The 18,271-nt window shown below is 71.1% G+C and carries 15 protein-coding genes; 2 read left to right on the top strand and 13 right to left on the bottom strand.

What is annotated here, in order from left to right:
* Positions 1-211 precede the first annotated feature (211 nt).
* From ACTWPT_RS36670 to ACTWPT_RS36715, 10 genes are all read right to left on the bottom strand, one after another.
* Positions 212-1,363 (bottom strand): GGDEF domain-containing protein, encoded by a 1,152-nt coding sequence (locus ACTWPT_RS36670; RefSeq protein ID WP_443182105.1) that lies wholly within the window; start codon positions 1,361-1,363, stop codon positions 212-214.
* 813 nt (positions 1,364-2,176) lie between these two features.
* Complete coding sequence (locus tag ACTWPT_RS36675; RefSeq protein WP_443182106.1) at positions 2,177-2,770, bottom strand: single-stranded DNA-binding protein; 594 nt, start codon at positions 2,768-2,770, stop codon at positions 2,177-2,179.
* Between the two features lie 137 nt (positions 2,771-2,907).
* Complete coding sequence (locus ACTWPT_RS36680) at positions 2,908-4,530, bottom strand: GTP-binding protein (protein WP_443182107.1); 1,623 nt, start codon at positions 4,528-4,530, stop codon at positions 2,908-2,910.
* The gene (locus tag ACTWPT_RS36685; protein ID WP_443182108.1) at positions 4,527-7,190 is read right to left on the bottom strand and encodes a dynamin family protein; all 2,664 of its coding nucleotides are present in this window, start codon (positions 7,188-7,190) and stop codon (positions 4,527-4,529) included. The genes ACTWPT_RS36680 and ACTWPT_RS36685 overlap by 4 nt, the downstream gene beginning before the upstream one ends.
* Before the next feature lie 8 nt (positions 7,191-7,198).
* Positions 7,199-8,431 carry a uroporphyrinogen-III C-methyltransferase gene (cobA, locus tag ACTWPT_RS36690; RefSeq protein WP_443182109.1) on the bottom strand — a complete coding sequence of 411 codons (1,233 nt, stop codon included), beginning with the start codon at positions 8,429-8,431 and terminating at the stop codon, positions 7,199-7,201.
* 79 nt (positions 8,432-8,510) lie between these two features.
* Positions 8,511-9,527 carry an agmatinase gene (gene speB, locus ACTWPT_RS36695; RefSeq protein ID WP_443182110.1) on the bottom strand — a complete coding sequence of 339 codons (1,017 nt, stop codon included), beginning with the start codon at positions 9,525-9,527 and terminating at the stop codon, positions 8,511-8,513.
* Between the two features lie 13 nt (positions 9,528-9,540).
* Positions 9,541-10,611: a nicotinate-nucleotide--dimethylbenzimidazole phosphoribosyltransferase gene (gene cobT, locus ACTWPT_RS36700; RefSeq protein WP_443182111.1), complete on the bottom strand. Its 1,071-nt coding sequence runs from the start codon at positions 10,609-10,611 to the stop codon at positions 9,541-9,543.
* Between the two features lie 59 nt (positions 10,612-10,670).
* Positions 10,671-11,513 (bottom strand): sirohydrochlorin chelatase, encoded by an 843-nt coding sequence (locus tag ACTWPT_RS36705; protein WP_443182112.1) that lies wholly within the window; start codon positions 11,511-11,513, stop codon positions 10,671-10,673.
* Between the two features lie 70 nt (positions 11,514-11,583).
* A complete protein-coding gene (locus tag ACTWPT_RS36710) occupies positions 11,584-12,759 on the bottom strand; it encodes a bifunctional cobalt-precorrin-7 (C(5))-methyltransferase/cobalt-precorrin-6B (C(15))-methyltransferase (protein WP_443182113.1) in 1,176 nt (391 codons plus the stop codon).
* Positions 12,760-12,943: 184 nt separating this feature from the next.
* Entirely contained in the window at positions 12,944-14,098 is a 1,155-nt protein-coding gene (locus ACTWPT_RS36715) for a GNAT family N-acetyltransferase (protein WP_443182114.1), read from the bottom strand.
* A gap of 77 nt (positions 14,099-14,175) precedes the next feature.
* Between ACTWPT_RS36715 and ACTWPT_RS36720 the strand changes: the two genes are divergently transcribed.
* Complete coding sequence (locus ACTWPT_RS36720) at positions 14,176-14,586, top strand: DUF2795 domain-containing protein (protein ID WP_443182115.1); 411 nt, start codon at positions 14,176-14,178, stop codon at positions 14,584-14,586.
* A gap of 3 nt (positions 14,587-14,589) precedes the next feature.
* Positions 14,590-15,600, top strand: a complete 1,011-nt coding sequence (locus ACTWPT_RS36725; RefSeq protein WP_443182116.1) for a baeRF2 domain-containing protein — start codon at positions 14,590-14,592, stop codon at positions 15,598-15,600.
* Here the strand turns inward: ACTWPT_RS36725 and ACTWPT_RS36730 are convergent.
* From ACTWPT_RS36730 to ACTWPT_RS36740, 3 genes are read right to left on the bottom strand one after another with little or no spacing between them, the layout of a single operon-like run.
* Positions 15,590-16,135, bottom strand: a complete 546-nt coding sequence (locus ACTWPT_RS36730) for a LutC/YkgG family protein (RefSeq protein WP_443182117.1) — start codon at positions 16,133-16,135, stop codon at positions 15,590-15,592. The genes ACTWPT_RS36725 and ACTWPT_RS36730 overlap by 11 nt on opposite strands.
* Positions 16,122-17,513 carry a lactate utilization protein B gene (locus tag ACTWPT_RS36735; protein WP_443182118.1) on the bottom strand — a complete coding sequence of 464 codons (1,392 nt, stop codon included), beginning with the start codon at positions 17,511-17,513 and terminating at the stop codon, positions 16,122-16,124. The genes ACTWPT_RS36730 and ACTWPT_RS36735 overlap by 14 nt, the downstream gene beginning before the upstream one ends.
* Complete coding sequence (locus ACTWPT_RS36740; RefSeq protein ID WP_443182119.1) at positions 17,510-18,241, bottom strand: (Fe-S)-binding protein; 732 nt, start codon at positions 18,239-18,241, stop codon at positions 17,510-17,512. Before ACTWPT_RS36740 ends, ACTWPT_RS36735 begins: the two co-directional genes overlap by 4 nt.
* Between the last annotated feature and the right edge of the window lie 30 nt (positions 18,242-18,271).

Genomic DNA, 18,271 nt, shown 5'->3' on the forward strand with positions numbered 1-18,271 from the left:
GTCGCGGGCCCCAGGGAGGGCAATGCACGATGGCGTGTCTCCCCCTACGAGCACCACGCCACTGCTCGGCAGCACACGCGCTGCACATCGCGCCCCTACCGACGCCGCCCCTACCGGCCTGTGCTACGTCCGCCCATGACACCTGGCCGGATCTGTGCTGCAGGCGGCCAGGAGCTCTGTGGGGCAGGTGCCAGGGAGAACGCAGTCGCGATCAGGAGCGGTCCTCCGGGAGGATGCGGGGCGGGGATTGGACGGCTGGGATGCAGACGCGGTCGCGGCCCAGCTCCTTCGCCCGGTACAGCGCCAGGTCGGCGGCGGCCAGCAGATCGATCAACTCGTCGCCGTGGACGCTCATCAACGCGACGCCCGTCGAAATGGTGACCTTGACGAGGGTGTCATCGGCGGAGATGGCCATGTGTCCGATGCGGCTGCGCAGGCGTTCGGCGACCTGCCGGGCCTCGTGGATGTCGGCGCCGGGCAGCAGGACGACGAACTCCTCACCGCCGAAACGCCCCACCACGTCGTAGTCGCGCAGCTGGCTGCGCAACGTGGCCGCCACCCCGGCCAGGACCTGATCGCCGACCAGATGGCCGTGGGCGTCGTTGACGCGTTTGAAGTGGTCGATGTCGATGATCAGAAGCGCCAGGGCGTCACCGGTGCGACGGGCGCGGACGATCTCCGTGTCGGCCTCGCGTTGCCAGGCGGCGGCGTTCAGCAAGCCGGTCTTCGCGTCCGTACGTGCCGCCGCCTGGAGCTGGGCGTGCAGGAGGCTGCGTTGCAGGAGCACCACCGGCGGCAAGGCCAGCAGCAGCAGGGCGAGGTTGAGGCCGCAGGCGATCGAGACCGTGACTCCCAGGCACAGCTCCACGATGTCCAGCAGCAAGCTCTCCCGGTCCCACAACACCTCCCGCCAGGTGATGTCCGGGTTGGCCATGTGGGCGGCGATGGCGATGAGCGCGATGTTGAGCAACGAGAAGAGCACGGCGGCCGCCACCGCGTACATGATCGGCGGGCCACTGCCACGGGACAACGCCAGCGGGTCCCGGACGAACCAGTGGAACAGGACGGACGCCGTACACCCAGCCAGGCCGATGGCAGCCGCGCTGAACACCCGGCGGTGGAGCACCGTGGCCCGGACTCGCACCTGCAGCAGGACCTGCAGCACGATGGGCGCGAACAGCGCGTAGACGGGGGGCAAGAGCAAGGCCACCGGCAGCCACCAGGCTGACAGCAGGTCCCGCGAGACCCCGGCGGGCATCCCCAGGCGCCTGGTGGCCTCGATGCAGACCACACCACACCCCATGAGGGCGGCAAACGTGCCCACATCCGGCCACCTGACCTCGGTGCTGGACGCGAACACCATGATCGCGACGAGATCGAGAGCGACTATCGCGCACAAGTAGATCACGAGTGGGCGGCGTTGCCCAAGCAATGGCCAGCGGCTGACCAGTGTTGACACACCGTTGCGAGACTTTATCGAGGCGTGACTAGTCGCCGCCATCTCGTCTCCTCCCTGACTAACGATGTGTAACACAATAATTGCGGAGTGTGCGCTGCGCGATGGGAACCGATACGTTGACAGACACCACACCTGCTCAATCCGGGAGCGGGCCGTGCTGGAAAGGAGCAGCCATGGTGCGGGGCGTGACTTGGACCTGACAGATGTGCTCGCGATCTGACGCGGGTCACACACAGGTCAACACCATCGGCCGCCCTCGGGGCGATCAACGGATACGGCCGGTGCCCCCTCCCCCTCCCTCCCCTCCTCAGCCGACTCCGGCTGCGCGCACCACCAACGCCGCCGACGACTTAGCACCATTCACCACACCCGGGCCTCCAACCCTCCGGTCCCCTCCAGCCCTCCGGACGCCTGCGGCACTTTCACTCCCTCAGCACTCGGGCCCTCTGCGGCACTCGCGCCCCCTGTCGCCCCTTCCGGGCCCCTCCAGCCCACCGGCCATCCGGCCCCAACAGCCCCCTCCGGCCAGGCCATTGGCCCGTGTGGCTCGTTCGACCGCTGTGGTGTCCCCCTCTGCGCTCTTCCTCCGCCACGCTCGTCGCCCCTGGTTTCGTCGCCCGGTTCAGCGCTTCGGGCACGAAGGGACAGCTCCGGAACGCCGCCCTGTGCAGGGAGCACCGGTAAGGCGGACCGGCGCCCCCTGCCGGCTCGGGTTTTCTACGCGGCCGCACGCTCCTCCGTCGTCGGCGGCTCGGCGATCTGGCCTTCCTCATCTCCGGCGTCATCGTTTGCGCTCTCCGGCCCCAGCACACGGACGGTGTGGCTTTCGGTGGGCGCGGAGCCGGGGCGCGGGAGGGAGCGGAGGGTTCGGGAGCCCATGGCCCAGTCCTGGGTTTCCTCGTCGAGGCGGTCGCGCATTTCCTTGCTCATCGAGGCGGCCATGCCGGCGCCCCGCTCCGGCTTGGTGAAGACGCCGGTGCCCCAGCGCAGGTCGTGGCCCACCGCGCTGGCCTCAATCTCGGGCATGAAACGGCGGTCGCCTTCTGTGCCGAACTCGCGGATGCGGAGCCTGCCCGACACCACCACAGGCTGCCCCGCCCGTACGGACGTGGCGACGTTTTCTCCCAAGGCGCGCCAGCAGCGGACGGTGAAGCAGACCCGCTCCCCGTCCGTCCACTGGCCTGTCTTCTTGTCGAAGTAACGGTGCGAAGTGAGCACCTTCAGCGAGGTGACCCTGAGGCCGTCATCGAAGGTGTATTGCCGGGGCTCTGCTGCGACGTTGCCGGTGAGCGTGATGTAGATGTCGTTCATCCCGTGCCTCCCATGCGGCGGGCGGACTGCCCGCGACCTGGGACTACGGTGCCGTGAGAGAGTGGGGGCGGGGGTGGGCGAACGGGATTCTGTGGATGAGGGCGTGGGGCGGGTTGAGCCTGTGGATACAACCCGTCTCAGCCGGACAGATCGCGCAGGGCCGTGTAGAAGGCGTGGTGGCGGGATAGTTCGCGTTCGACGGGCTCCACGACCATCGTCGCCGACACGGCGGCGACCCGGCGCCTCATCTCGCGCTCAAGCCGTTCACGCTCCCGCGACGCCCCCAGCTCCACGAAGTTGCGGGACGCGATGCCCGACAGCGCGCCCAGCCCGAGCACCGAAGCCATCATGAGCGCCACCCACGGCCACGCCGCGCTGTCGCCCAGCAGCTCCAGCCCCGCAGGCAGCCGGCCGGGCATGATCAGGCCGACCGCCAGCCAGGCCGTCCCGGCCAGGAACGCCGCCACCAGGAAGTACTGCCACACCTTGAGCAGCCGCCACCACCCCGGCACCCGATCGAGCTGCGGCGCCACCTCCGTGAGGTCCTCGGTCAGGGCCTTCGGCAGCTGGCCCGCGTGGGACCTGGCCGCCTGGTGCACGGCCGTACGCCACACCGGGTGCGTGCCCACGGACAGCCCGTCGGCCAGCGCGTGCACGGCGTTGGCCACCTCGGCCGACTGGGCGCTGACCGAGCCCGCCGTGATGCCGCGGATCTCATCCCCCACGTCCTCAAGACGCAGGCTCTTCAACGGGTCGGAGCGGAACTTGTCGATCCACCGTAGATACGGCCACCCGACCCACTGGCTGGACCGCTCCGCGTAGACGTTCTCCATGGCCTCGCCCACGGCCGGCACGCCCACCGCGTCGCACAACGCGTCCGTCAGCCCCATCCTGCGGGCCTCGTCGACCGACGACGGCACGGTCAGGGCCTCGCCCAGCGGCATGGCCTCGGCCAACCGCTGCTCCAGACGGTGCAGGTCCGCCTCGAGCTTCTGGATGGCGGCACGCCGGCGGGCGACGGCGGTCGCGATGACACTCTTGAGGCTCTCGATGCCGCGCCCGCTGACCGACGAGGTGGGTACGACGCTCGGATGCTCGACGCCCTCGCGGCGCAGCAGGTCGTTGAGGTCGATGACCAGCTCGGCCAGCTCTTCGGTCGTGAGCCTGTCGGCCTGGTTGAGCGCGAACACCGTCACCGCGTCATGCCCCGCCAACTCCGTCACGTAGCGGCGGTGTGTGGAGGCGTCGGCGTACTTCTGCGGGTCCAGCACCCACACCACCAGGTCGGCCAGCCCGATGAGCCGGTCGGCCTCGGTGTCGGTCAGCGCCCTGATCGAGTCGTGGTCGGGCAGGTCCAGCAGGATGAGCCCGTGGAGCTGGCTGTCACCCTTGTCCAGCGCGCTGGCCCGGGAGAAGCGGTGTCGCCACTGGATCTGCAGCCAGTCGAGCAGCGGCGCCGCGCCCTCCAGCCCCCACACGCAGGCGTGCGTACGGGCCGTCGTCGGCCGGCGTACGCCGGTGGGCGACAGCTCCAGCCCGGAGATCGCGTTGAACAGCGACGACTTCCCGCTGCCCGTGCCGCCCGCGAGGGCGACGACGGTGTGCTCGGACGACAGCTTGAGGCGTTCTCCGGCCCGCTGCAGCAGCGCGTTGGTCTCGTTGAGCAGCTTCCTGTCGAGCCGCCCCGGGCCCAGCTCCACCACCTTGGTGAGCGCGGTCAGCCGCGCGGCGAGGCCCGGCCTGGTGGTCATGGTGGTCATCGAGCGACCTCAAGGTTGTACGTTGCCTGGTAAAGCCGAGTCGCGACGGACTCGTCGGGAATGCCCGCAGAATCGAGCGCCTGCGCGTAACGCAGAGCTTCCTGGTCGAACAGCATGCCGATCCTGGCCCGCAGGTCGCTCAGCGCCTTGGCGCCGATGCCGCGCAGCGACTCCGCGCCGAGCAGGGCGTTGACCAGCCGATGCGGCACTCCTTCGCCATTGCTGCCATGGAACATCGCGACCATGAAGATCAGTGACAGCGAGTCGGGATCGAACGACACCAGCTTCGACACCGACCGCTTGGCCACACCCTCCGTCCGTACGAGCTCGCTCAGGTGTTCCTGCCAGGACGCGATGGCCCTGCTGGTGTGCCGTACGAGATCGTCCGAAGGCCTGTCGAGGCCCTCGCCGAACTTGGCGCCCAGGTCCGAACGGTGCCGCCAGCGCGCGACCACCTCCTCGGCGGCGCGGTTGGCGGCGGCCACGATCACCGACTCCAGGCCGGTGCGGATCGCCGCCTTGAACGCCAGCACCCGTTCGGGCGCCTGCCTGGCGGCCCTGCCGCGCTTGCGCAGCCGCAGCGAGCGCATCAGATCGCCGGAGCCGGCGAAGTCCTGCCAGCGGGCCAGCACCTCGCCGTGCAACAGCGAGCCGTTCTTCGACGCCTTGTCGATCGTGCTGAGCGCACTGAAGAAAGAGGCCTCCACGTCGCTGCGCAGCTCGGTCCTGAACGCGGCCTGCGCCTCCAGGTGCTTGGCCAGCGCCGGCACGCGGGTGCGGAAGCTGTCGAGCACGCCGTTGAGCGTCTCGCGTACGGCCTGGGCACGCCGTTCCTCGTCCACCGACAGCTCGGCCAGCCACAGCCGCAGGTCGGTGACCTCACTGTCGGGCAGCCTGCCGTCCTCGACCTTCGCCTCGTGGATCACGAACCTGTCGATCTCGCCCAGGCCGTATTCAGTGAGCATGCGGACGAAGTGCTTCAGCACCACGTCGGCGGACCTCTGCTGCACCCGCGACAACACGATGGCCAGGCGGGCGCCACGCTCCTTGGCCAGCTTCAGCAGGTTCCAGGCGGGGGCGTCGGCGTAGCGGGCCGCGGTGGTCACGAAGATCCACAGGTCGGCGGCGTCGAGCATGCGGTGCGCGACCTCGTGGTGCTCCTCGACCACCGAGTCGATGTCGGGGGTGTCGAGCAGCGCGACGCCCTGCGGGAGCTTCTCCGTCGCGACGATGACGAGGCCGTGCATTCCGGAGTTGGGGGCGGGCTTGTCGAGCCGCTGCAGGTTGCCGAGCAGCTCTCCTTCCGTGAACCAGTCGCGGTCCTCGGGGTGGCAGACCAGCACGGGGGTGCCGGTGGTCGGGCGGCGTACGCCGGTGCGTGAGACGTTGCGTTCGGCGAGGGAGTTGATCAGGGTGGACTTGCCCGCGCCCGTCGAGCCCGCGACCACGATGAGGGCGGGGGCGGTGCTGGTCTTGACCCGGGGCAGCACATAGTCCTCGAGCTGGGCCAGCAGGTCGGCCTGCGCTTGCCTGGCCTCCTCCGCGCCGGGCAGGTCCAGGCCGAAGCGAAGGTCGGCGACGCTTTCCCTTAACGTGCCGAGTGCCGCCGCGAGCGCCTCGGCCGCCTCCGCCGGCAACTCCTCGGTACGGGTCGCCGAGGCCCCGGCAGAGCCTTCATCGCCTTCGTCGGAGCCTTCGTGGCTGTCCGCGGCGGCCGGCGCGGCGGTTTGGTCCGAGGCTTCGTCGCGGGCTTCCTCGTCGCCCTCCCGCTGCTGCTCGGCGGCCTGAGTCCGCTCGCTTTCACGCTCGCCGGCTTCGAGCTCGTGGGCTTCGGGTCCCTCAGCGTCGTGTGACACATTCGCGGCGTCTGGCGCCCCGGCGTCAAGGGACTCGTCCGCGGCGTTCAGGAGGTCTTCGTCGGGCTTCTCGTCCGCCGGCCGGCTCTCGCCTGGTCCCTCGCTGGATGGCTCTACGGCGCGCGGCTCCTCGTCGGCCGTTTCCCCGGCAGACGGCTCCTCGCCGGGCGCCTCCGCATCGCCTGATGGCTCGTCAGACGGTCTCGCGTCCACCGGCTGCTCGGTGCTCAGCTGCTCATCGTCCGATTGCTCGGTGGCCGGTGCGGTCGCCGGCTCGTCACGGGCGGGCGTCTCAGGCTCGGAAGCGGACGGCGGCTCCGGCGCGGAACGACCGGCGGAAGTGGGCGGCGCCTCCGGCGCGGGGCGGCCGGTGCCGGTGGCGGGCCTTCGGGGTGCGAAAAAGTTCACGGTCTCGGCGGGCTTCTGGGCGCCGGAACGGTCGACGGCGGCCTCCCCCTCGGGGGGCTCACCAGGCGCGCCCGTCTCCTGGACCCTCGGCTCCACGCGGCCGGCCCGCCCATCACCGGCCAGCGGCTCCGGACGGCCGGCCCGCCCATCACCGGCCTGTGGCCCCGGGTGGTCGGCCCGCCCATCACCGGCCGGCGGGTCGGCCCGGCCGGGCCGACTCTCGTCGGGTGCCGGCTCCTCGCGGCCGGTCCAGCCGCCGGACGCGCGTGGGTCGTCGCCCCGCGCCGCCCTGGCGCCGCCGCCCGGGGCGAAGGCGTCGAATGTGTCGTCGTCGTCCCGCACCGGCCGGAAGCTCAACGTCTGCTCCCCCAGCGACTCCGGTCGTCCGTCATCCATGGCCGTGTTCACGGCAAGCGCTCCGCTCGAACCATCTCGACCTCCTGGCCGACCCTGACGACGTCGCCGACGATGACGATCGCCGGCGGCCGTATCCCAGCCGCGGACACGCGGTCGGCCACGGTGGAAAGCGAGGCGATGACCGCCCGCTGGGTCGGAAGGGTACCGTCCTGTACCACCATTACGGGAGTCTCCGGAGAACGTCCGTCGCGAAGGAGTGCCTCGGCCACCTTCGCCAGCCGCTCAACCGCCATCAGCAGCACCAGCGTGCCCTGGGAACGGGCCAGTGCGGGCCAGTCGACGGTCGACTTGGGATCGTCCGGCGCCACGTGCACGGAGATCACGTGAAACTCCTGGCTGACCCCGCGATGCGTCACCGGCACCCCGGCCGCCGCGGGCACCGCCACGGCGCTCGTGATGCCGGGCACGATCAGCACGGGGATGCCGGCCCGGGCGCAGGCGATCATCTCCTCGCCGCCCCGCCCGAACACGAAAGGATCGCCGCCCTTGAGCCGGACCACGAACTTGCCCTGCCTGGCCCGGTCCACGAGCAGCTCGTTGATCGTCTCCTGGGACAACGACCGGCCGTAGGGCACCTTGGCGGCGTCGACCAGCTCGACATCGGGCGCGAGCTCGTCGAGCAGGGCCCGGGGCGCCAGCCGGTCGGCGACCACCACGTCGGCCTGCGCCAGGAGCTGCCGCCCCCGCACGGTGATCAGGCCGGGGTCGCCTGGCCCGCCGCCGACCAGAGCCACGCCGACCGGTTTCGTACGGTTGCGCCGGGCCTCGACCGTGCCGTCACGCAGCGCCTCGACGACCGCGTCCCTGATGCCCGCCGCCCTACGCGGGTCGCCGCCCGCGGTGACGGCCACGCTGATCTCGTCGACCCGCCCCGAGGCGGGCGTCCAGGCGGCGGAGGCGTCCTTGTCGTCGGCCCGCACGCACCACACGCGCTTGGCCTCCGCCTCGGCGGCGACCGCGGTGTTGACAGACCTGTCATCGGTACAGGCCTGGACGAGCCAGGCCCCGTCGCAGTCGCCGACCTCGTACGGCCGGGCGTGCCAGGTGACCCGCCCAGCGGCGATCAGGTCGTCGAGCGCCGGGGTCACGCTCGGGGACACGACGGTGACCTCCGCACCGGCCTCTAGCAGCGCGGGGACGCGCCGCTGGGCGACGCGGCCGCCGCCCACGACGAGCACCCGGCGGCCGGAAAGCCGCAGGCCGAGGAGGTACGGACCCATGAGGGGAATCTCCCATTCGCGAAGGTTGTGTTAGGAGGTAAACCTACCGGCTCTCAATCCTTCATTTGCTGCGCATGGGTTAACGACCATCGAGAAGTGGCTGGCGAGGATCCCAGCGAGGCCCGCCCTCATCGTCCTTCCGGCGTCTGGCCATCGCTGACAGCGCCTCAAGGATAACCCGGTTCCCCAGGTACGCGGTGATGTCCGCATGATCATACGGCGGCGCCACCTCCACCAACTCCATCCCCGCCACGGGAAGCTCGTAGCAGATCCTGCGCACCGCGTCGAGGAGCTGCCTGGCCGTGAGCCCGCCCGGCTCGGGCGTGCCGGTGCCGGGCGCGTGCCCGGGGTCGCAGACGTCGATGTCGACGGACAAGAAGACCTTGTCGCATTCGTCGAGCGCGATCTGGAACGACTCCGTCAGCACCTCGTCGAGCCCGCGCGCCACGACCTCCGTCATCTCGTACGAGCGCATCTTCTGCCGCGCCATCCACTCCAGCGTGGCGGGCTCGGGCCAGTAGCCGCGCAGCCCGATCTGCAGGAACCTGTCACCGCGGATGGCGCCCGACTCGATGAGCCGTCGCATCGGCTGGCCGTGGCCGTACAGGTGATGCCCGAAGGTGTGGTCGCCGGTGTCGGCGTGCGCGTCGAAGTGGATCATCGACGTGCGTCCCGGCGCGTGCGCCCTGGCCGTGCCGCGCGCGTCGGGCAGCGCGACCGTGTGATCGCCGCCCAGCACCAGCGGGATCGCGCCCGAGGCGGCGATGCGATGCACGGCCTCCTCGATCGCGGCCAGCGAGCCCTCGACGTCGCCCGAATAGCACTCCACGTCACCGGCGTCGAGCACGCGCAGGTCCTTCAGCGCGTCCACACGCAGAGCCAGGCTCGGCCGCGACCCGTCGAACGGCAGGTAGCAGGCCTGGCGCAGGGCCTGCGGGCCGAACCTGGCGCCGGGCCGGTTGGAGGTGCCGCCGTCGAACGGAGCACCGATGATCACCACGTCGGCGTCCTCGTAGGTCGCCGGGTCTCCGACGTCGCAGCGGTCCACGCCCAAGAACGTGAAATCCGGGCCGTACATCGCGCCGTAACGGGACAAGACCCGCCCTCCCTTACTCCGGCTTCTCGGTCACGCCCGCCGAGTCGAACGTGGCCACGTCGTGCATGACCCGCACGGCTGCGCACACCATCGGATGGGCGAGCAGCCCGCCGGTGCCCTCGCCGAGCCGCATCTCCAGCTCCACCAGGGGGCGCAGCCCGAGATGGGTGAGCGCGGCGGCATGGCCGGGCTCGGCCGAGCGATGACCTGCGACGCAGTGGTCGGGCGCGGCCGGGTCCAGTGCGGCGGCCACAAGGGCGGCGGCGCCGGCGATGACGCCGTCGAGGATCACCGGGACGCGGGCCGCCGCGCCGCCCAGGATGAAGCCCGCGATGGCGGCGTGCTCGTACCCGCCGACGGCGGCCAGCGCGCGCAGCGCCTCGCTCGCGGACGACACGTCGGCCGGCAGTCCGTTCACCCGGAGGGACTCGCGTACGACGTCCACCTTGTGTGCGTACGTCTCGTCGTCGATCCCGGTGCCCCTGCCGGTCACCTCGGCCGGGTCCTTGCCGGTGAACACGGAGATCAGGGCGGCGGAGGCGGTGGTGTTGGCGATGCCCATGTCGCCGGTGATCAGGCAGCGGATCCCCGACGTCACCATGTCGCGGGCCAGAGAGATCCCGACCTCCAGCCCTCTCACGGCCTGGTCGACGGTCATGGCGGGGCCCCGCGACAGGTCGGCGGTGCCGTACCCGATCTTGTGCTTGATGAGGCTGGGCGCGTCGGGCAGGTCGGCGGCGACGCCGACGTCGACCACGGTTACGGCCACGCCGGCCTGGGCGGCGAAGGCGTTGGCGACCGCGCCTCCGGCCACGAAGTTGGCGACCATCTGCGCGGTGACCTCCTGCGGCCACGGAGAGACGCCGCGCGCGTGCACGCCGTGGTCGGCCGCGAAGATGGCCAGCGCCGCGGGGGCGGGCATGGGCGGCGGGCAGGCGCCCGCCGCGCCCGCGAGGCGGATCGCGATCTCCTCGAGCGCGCCGAGCGAGCCGCGGGGCTTGGTGAGGCGGTCCTGGTGAGCGCGGGCTTCGGCGACCGCCGCCGGATCGGCGGGGCGGATCGCGGCGAGCGTCTCAGCTAGCACGGCGTACCTCCACTGACGGGCCTTCGCGCGGGAAGGCGGAGGGGACGAGGTCGGAGGGCTTACGGGACGAGCTGGAGCGCTTCCTCGTATCGGTCGATCACGACGTCGGCCAGGGTCTCGCAGTCGCCGATCACCTCGGCGCAGCGGATGTCGAGATCGGGGTGTCCCGCACCGTACGCCAGCGCCTGGGCCCACACGCGCTCCAGCATGCCGCCCGCGAACAGCAGGTACGGCACCACGATCACGCGTTTGGCCCCCAGGCGGCGGCAGCGCTCGAGCCCGCCGGGCACCCCGGGAGGGGTGACCGACACGAACGCGGTCTCAACGGTCATGAAGTCGTAGGCGTGCGTCTCCCAGAACAACCTGGACACCCGGTGGATCTCGGCGTTGGCGGCCGCGTCCGTCGAGCCCTCGCCCACCAGGACGACCGCGGTCTCGCCCGGCTCCACGTGCAGGGACTCCTCGACAGGGGCGTCGACGGCACGCAGCCGGGGCCGGGCGCCTACGAGCTCGAGCGGGCGCTGTGGCCTGGAGATCTCGGCGGCGGCCTCGTTGAGCCGCTCGGCCAGCAGCGCGAGCACCCGGGGGTCGGGCCCGAGCGGGCGGCCGTAGTCGTACATCAGCGTGGGGTGCCGCTTCTGCTCCAGCTCCATGGCGGCGCCGAAGTCGTCGCTGAGCCGGCTGAGGCTCAGCGGCATCGCCACGAGGCGGTGGTGGCCCCTGGCGACGAGCGAGGCGACGGACTCGCTCAGCCGGGGCGTGGCCCGCTCCAGGTAGCCACCAGAGACGTCGGCGGCCGTCTGGTCGAGGCGGCAGCGGAGTCGGTGGACAAACCTGCCGAATTCGGCGGCGTAGGCATCATCGTGCGAGCCCTGCCCGATCAGCAGGAGCGGCGGCTTCATCGTGAGGGAATCTCCATTGCGATGGACAAAGTCACGAGAGGATAACCGATAGGCCCCGGTACGGAACAGGTCACGCTGTGTGCAAAGGTGTCGCGTGCACCACGAACACGGGCTCCGCGGCGGTCAGACGGTGCGAGCCGTCGGGGTTCAGCGTCAGCTTCGAGGCCAGGATCTGGGTGCCCTCACCCCGGTAGCCCTGCTCGCGCAGCCGCTCCAGCACGGCCGAGACCTGCTCGACCTTGGTGAGCGCACACACCAGCGAGCGCGGGCGGCGCGCCGCGCAGGCCACGACCACGTCCGCCCCGCCGCCACCCACGAACACCGCGTCCGGGTCCGGCAGCGGCTCCAGCGCCGGTGGCGCCTGTCCCCTGGTCAACGCCACCTTCACGCCGTGCTCGAGCACGTTCGCGCGCAACTTGGCGCAGGACTCCTCCTCGCGCTCGACGGCCACGACGGCCGCGCCCATCCTGGCGCACTCCACGGCGATCTCGCCGACGCCCGCGCCCACGTCCCACACCAGGTCACCGAGCCGGGGGCCCAGCTTGGCCAGGATGTATGCCCTGACCTCCGCCGGGAGTCTGCTCTCGAACGGCAGCGCCCACTCGGCGGGACCCGGCTGCGCCCCAGCCACCCAGATGGGCTCCTTGGGCTGGTGCAGCGGGTCGATCACGAGCACCACGTCGGGGTCCTTCCACGGCCGGGTCGTGGCCTCGCCCATGCGGCTGTGCGTGACCCGCTCGTCGGGACCGCCGAGATCCTCGCAGACGATCAGCGCGCGGGGCGTGGTGGGGGCGAGCTCCCTGGCGATGTCCCCGGGGCCTACGCCCGGCGCGACGAGCAGCGCGACCTTGGGATGGGCGCGGCAGGCGTTCACCGCCCGGTTGAGCTGGTGCGGGCCTGACGGGGCGACGACCAGGGCGTCCTCCCAATTGAGCCCGGCGCAGGCGAAAGCCCGCGTGACCAGCGACGTCGCGGGCAGCACCTCCGGTTTCAAGCCGTGCGCCCGCAGCGTACGCACGACGCCGAAGAAGCCGGGATCACCCTCCGCGATCACGACGGCGGGACCCTCACCGTGTTCGAGGTGGTCGTCGAGTGTCTCGAGCAGTGACTCGTCGGCCGCGGTCTGCGCCGTGAGCGTGAGCTGCCCGACAATGGCGTCGGGCCCCACGACAAGGCTCGCCTCGTGCAGCCGGTCCACCGCCTTGGCCGACAGCTCGGATCCGTCCCAGCCGACCACCGTGATCATCGCGCCTCACTCTCCTCAACCTCAAGGGTGACGCTTGCGGAGAGGTTTCACAAAGGGTGCAAGGGTCAGTCCGGTGTGCCCTCGGGCCAGGTCGGAGCGGCGAGCCTGGGGCGGAGAGCGGCAGCTTGCGTAACCAGCGGAGCCCCGTGCGAGCGCGACCATAGACACAGAGCGGCTGCCCGCCCTAGACGAGATCGGACGGGACGAGGCTGAAGACGACGAGGTCCTCGCCGGCGAGGCTGGCCCGGGCGACGCCCTCGCGGCTGAACCCCGCCTTCTCGGCCACCCGTTGGGACTCAGGGTTGCCGACGGCCACGCGCAGCTGGAGCCGGCGGAAGCCGTGGCACTCGAACAACCAGCGGGCGACCGCCAGCACGGCCTCGCCGGCGTAGCCGCGGCCGCGTGCCCACGGGGCGGTCATGTATCCGACCTCGGCGGTCCCGTTCGTCCAGTCGACGTCCCTGAGGTCCACGTTCACGGCGAACCGGCCGCTCTCCCCCGCTGCGTCTGATGGTCGCGCTCCCACGGGGCTCCGCTGGTCACCCAAGCTACCGCTCTCCGCCCCATGCTCGCGCTGCACGGCCGCCCAGCCGATGCCCGCGCCCCGCAGCCGGAGCCGCTCGACGTTCTCGATGAACGCCCGCGCGTGGTCCTCGGTGTATCCGCGCGGCACTCCCGTCCTGGCCTGGGTGAGCGGGTCCGCCGCGGTGGCGGCCAGGTCCGGCACGTCGGCCGGCTCGAGCGGGCGCAGCAGCAGCCGCTCGGTACGCAGCTCCGCCTTGGGCAGCGTGGGAGCCGGGCCTCGGCCGTCGCCACGCAGCAGGCCGAACACGACCAGGTCATGCGGGCCGTCGTCTTCCATGACCGCGGCGCGCAGCACGCCTTCCCAGGTGAAGCCCGCTTTCTGGGCGACGCGCAACGAGGCGGCGTTGTCCAGGTTGGCCGTCAGGTCGATCCTGCGCAGTTCGGTGGCCGCGAACACCCACTCGACGAGCCCGCGCACCGCCTCGGTGGCCAGGCCGCGGCCCCGGTAGAGGGGGTGCACGCCGTACCCGACCTCGGTCGTGCCCGCGCTCCACGAGGTCTTGAAGAGGCTGATGGCGCCCACCACGACCCCGTCGACGTCCGTCATGGCCAGATGGACGCCCTGCCCTGACGTGCGGAGCTCGTGCACGCCGTGCGCCAGCCACTGGGCGACGCCGGACACGTGGGAGGGGGCGCCGGGTGGGAGGAACTGGACGCCGGACTCCACGATCGATCGGATCCGGGCGGCGTCCTGAGGGCCGAACGGCCGCAGCGTGAGCCGGGCCGTCTCGATGCTGACGTCGGGATCGAACACGGTCGGCAGGGTACACAGTCGCGATGTTTGCCCACGAAAGCGGGGGTAGGGGCGCAGTTGAGAGGAGTGAGGGAACCATGGAACAACGTGGGAGCGACAAGCACGGACCCCGTCTGGACGACCAGCAGAAGCACGAGACCAAGGGCATGGTCCGCGGCGGCGGCACGACGCACGCCGAGGAATGGAAGGAGCCCGAGGACATGCCGGCGCCCGGCGAGCGGTCGGAGCAGTCGTACCCGCCCGGTCACGAGCCCGGCACCCCCGCCGGAATCACCCAACGAGGCGTCGACATCCGTAGCGACCTGGCCAAGTGGCTCAGCGACTGCAAGTGGCCCGCGTCGAAGGACGACCTGGTGCGCCACGCGGAGCGTGCGGGCGCGCCTGACCAGGTGACGGACATGGTCGGATCCCTCCCCGATCGCCGGTTCGCCAACGTGGCCGAGGTGGCGCAGGCACTGGGGCTCGGTCTGGAAAAGCGGAGGTGGTGACCGGTGCGGCTCGACTTCATCAGGCCGCTGTACGAGCGGCGCGGCCCGTACGCGTCGGTGTACCTGGGCGCCCTCACCGGGGCCGAGCGGGAGAAGCAGTGGCGCGCCATGCGCGACCAGCTCGACGGGGCCGACGCGGCGACGCTGGACGCGCTGGAGGCCGAGGCGAAGCATGCGGCGGCCGGGCGGGCCCTGTTCGCCACGCACGGTGAGGTGGCGCTGGCCGAGTCGCTGTTGCGGGCGCCCTACGAGCTGGCCGTGTGGTCGCCGCTGCCCCACGTCACGCCCATGCTCATGCAGCGGGGCGAGAACGTGCCGCACCTCCGTGTGATCGTGGACCACGCGGGCGCGGAGGTGACGGTGTTCGGGGGCGGGTCGCCGCGCCGGACCATCGTGGAGGCCGAGGAGTGGCCGCTGCAGAAGACCGCGCAGGGCGGCTGGTCGCAGAAGCGGTACGAGCGGGCGGTCGACGAGACGTGGGAGAAGAACGCGGTGGCCGTCGCGCACGAGATCGACGAGCAGGTGCGCCGGATCGGCGCGGAACTGATCCTGGTGGCCGGCGAGCCGAAGTCGCGCTCGTACCTGCTGCACCATCTCGGCACCAAGTCCGCCGACAGGGTCTTGATGGTCGAGCACGGCAGCCGCGCCGACCACGGTCAGTTCGAGAAGGACGTGGAGAAGGCCCTCGACGACTGGCTCGACCGCAGGCGGGCCGAGCTGCTGGAACGCCATCAGGAGGCGTCGGGCCCGGTCGGTGTGTCCCGCGTCGCGCACGCCCTGCGCGAGGGACGGGTGCACGCGGTGCTCTCGCCCGGCGAGCTGCCGAAGCCCGTCTGGACCGGCGAGGGCGGCACCCAGCTCGCCACCGACCCGGAGGAGCTGCGCCGCTGGGGCGTGGACGACCCGGTCCAGGAGCGCGCGGACTCGGCGCTGGCCAGGGCGGCGGCGATGACGGACGCCGAATTGTGGTTCACCGACGACGTCAAGGACGTGGCGGCCGTACTCAGGTACTGATGATCACTTCCAGCGTTCTGGGTCCGTGCACGCCCTCGACCCGGTTGAGCTCGATGTCGCTGGTGGCCGACGGGCCGCTGATCCAGGTCAGTGGGCGTGCCGGGTCGAGCCTGGCGATGGCCTCGGGGACGCCGGAGACGATTTGGCCGGCCTCGACCACGCACAGGTGGTAGTCGGGGACCAGCGTCTGCTTCCTGGCCCCCTGACCGGGGCCGTGATCGAGGACGATCGTGCCGGTCTCGGCGATCGCCACGGCGCACGTGGTGACCACGCCGTCGGCGGTGTTCAGGTCCTCCCACCCGTCGCCGCCGGGCCTGATCATGCGCCGCCCGGCGACGAGCTCATCAATCTTGGCGGGCACCTCGGCCGCCGGTAGGACGTGCACGATCGCCCGGTAGTCGTCCACGCGCTCGGCGAACAACCCGACCAGGTCCTCCACCTGCTGCGTCGTACGGTAGCCGCGGGGGATCTCGACGTCGTCCGCGCCCGCGACGGCTTTCCCGATCCTGGCGAGAATCTCGTCACGCGCGCTCATTCCGCTCCCACCAGTCTCTGAAAGATTCGTCAGGAATGTCCGGGATATCCCTCGTGTCGGTCCACGCCGACAGCGGCCCGGGCAGCCGCTTCGGCACGAGCTTGCGCAGCCGGGTGGCCGCACGCTGGGCCTTGGCGAGCCGGGTGTGATCGTTGAAAATCCAGCCGGCGACCTTCATGCCGGCTCGCTCGGCCGCCGCGTGCGGGGCCTTGGCCCGCAGGTCCACCAGGACCTCCGGGATGTCGATGGCGACCGGGCAGACGTCGTAGCAGGCGCCGCACAGGCTGGAGGCGTAGGGCAGCGAGGCGTCCAGGTCCGAACCCATGCCACGCAGCTGTGGCGTGAGGATCGCGCCGATCGGGCCCGGATAGACCGAGCCGTACGCGTGGCCGCCCGCCCGCTCGTAGACCGGGCACACGTTCAGGCAGGCCGAGCAGCGGATGCAGCGCAGCGCCTGGCGGCCGACCTCGTCGGCGAGCACGTCGGTGCGGCCGTTGTCGAGCAGCACCAGGTGGAAGTCCTGGCCCTCGACCGCGCCCGTCCACATGCTGGTATAGGGATTCATCCGCTCGCCCGTGGAGCTGCGCGGAAGGAGCTGGAGGAACACCTCCAGGTCCCGCCAGGAGGGTAGGAGTTTCTCGATCCCGACCACGCTGATGAGCGTCTCGGGGAGGGTGAGGCACATGCGGCCGTTGCCCTCCGACTCCAGCACCACCAGCGTGCCGGTCTCGGCCACCATGAAGTTGGCGCCGGAGATCGCGACCTTGCTCTTGAGGAAGCGTTCGCGCAGGTGGAGCCGGGCGGCCTCGGCCAGGGCGGGCGGGTCGTCGGTCAGGTTCTCCGGGACTTTGGGCATCTTGTCGAGGAAGATCTCGCGGATCTCCGACCGGTTGCGGTGAATGGCGGGGACCAGGATGTGGCTGGGGAAGTCGTCGCCGAGCTGCACGATCAGCTCCGCCAGGTCCGTCTCGTACGCGGTGATGCCCTCCGCGGCGAGCGCCTCGTTCAGGTTGATCTCCTGGGTGGCCATGGACTTGACCTTGACCACCTCGGTCTCGCCGGTCGCCTTGACCAGGCCGGCGACGATGCAGTTGGCCTCGGCCGCGTCCCTCGCCCAGTGGACCGTGCCGCCCGCCCTGGTGACGGCCTCCTCCAGCTGGACCAGGTAGCGGTCGAGGTTGCGGAGCGTGTGATCCTTGATCGCCTTGCCGGCCGCGCGCAGCTCCTGCCAGTCGGGTAGCTCGCCGACGACGCTCGCCCGCTTGCCGCGGATGGTGTGAGTGGCCTTGCGGAGGTTGAAGCGAAGCTGCGAGTTCTGTACAGCTTTCTCAGCGTTTTTAGGGAAACTTCCGGGCATCCCCAGGAATGTCGCGCTCACTGGGCCTCCTCCGTCGACGCGAGGATCTCGGCCAGGTGCATCGTCCTGACACCGGTCTTCTGGCGGCTCAGCGTGCCGCCGATGTGCATCAGGCACGAGTTGTCCGCCGCACACAACACCTCGGCGCCGGTGTCCAGGATGCTGCGGGTCTTGTCGGCGCCCATCGCGGCGGAGACGGCCGGGTTCTTGACCGCGAACGTGCCGCCGAAACCGCAGCACTCCTCGGCCCCGGGCAGCGGCACGAGCTCCAGGCCGCGGACGTGCTGGAGCAGCCGGGTCGGCCGGTCACCGAGGCGCAGCCCGCGGAGCGAATGGCACGTCGGGTGATATGTCACCCGGTGCGGGAAATATGCGCCAACGTCCTCGACCTTCAGCACATCGATCAGGAACTCGGACAGCTCGTACACCTTGGGCACGACGGCGGCGATCGCCGCCGCCCCCTTGCTGCCCGGGCGCGCCAGCTTCGGGTACTGCTCGCGCACCATGGCCGCGCACGAACCCGACGGCGCGACGACGGCGTCGTATCCGGCGAAGACCTCGGTGAAGTGCCGCGCCAGCCGCACGCCCTCAGCGCGGTAGCCCGTGTTGACGTGCATCTGGCCGCAGCACGTCTGCGCGGCGGGAAAGTCCACGTCGCAGCCGAGCCTGCGCAGCAGCGACACGACCGCCTTGCCGGTGCCGGGGAAGAGCGTGTCGTTCACGCACGTGATGAACAGGGCGACTCGCACGGCTCTCCTTCCAAGGTATGGTCCTACCAC

The organism is Nonomuraea sp. 3N208 (assembly GCF_052245935.1).
Classification (GTDB): Bacteria; Actinomycetota; Actinomycetes; order Streptosporangiales; family Streptosporangiaceae; genus Nonomuraea.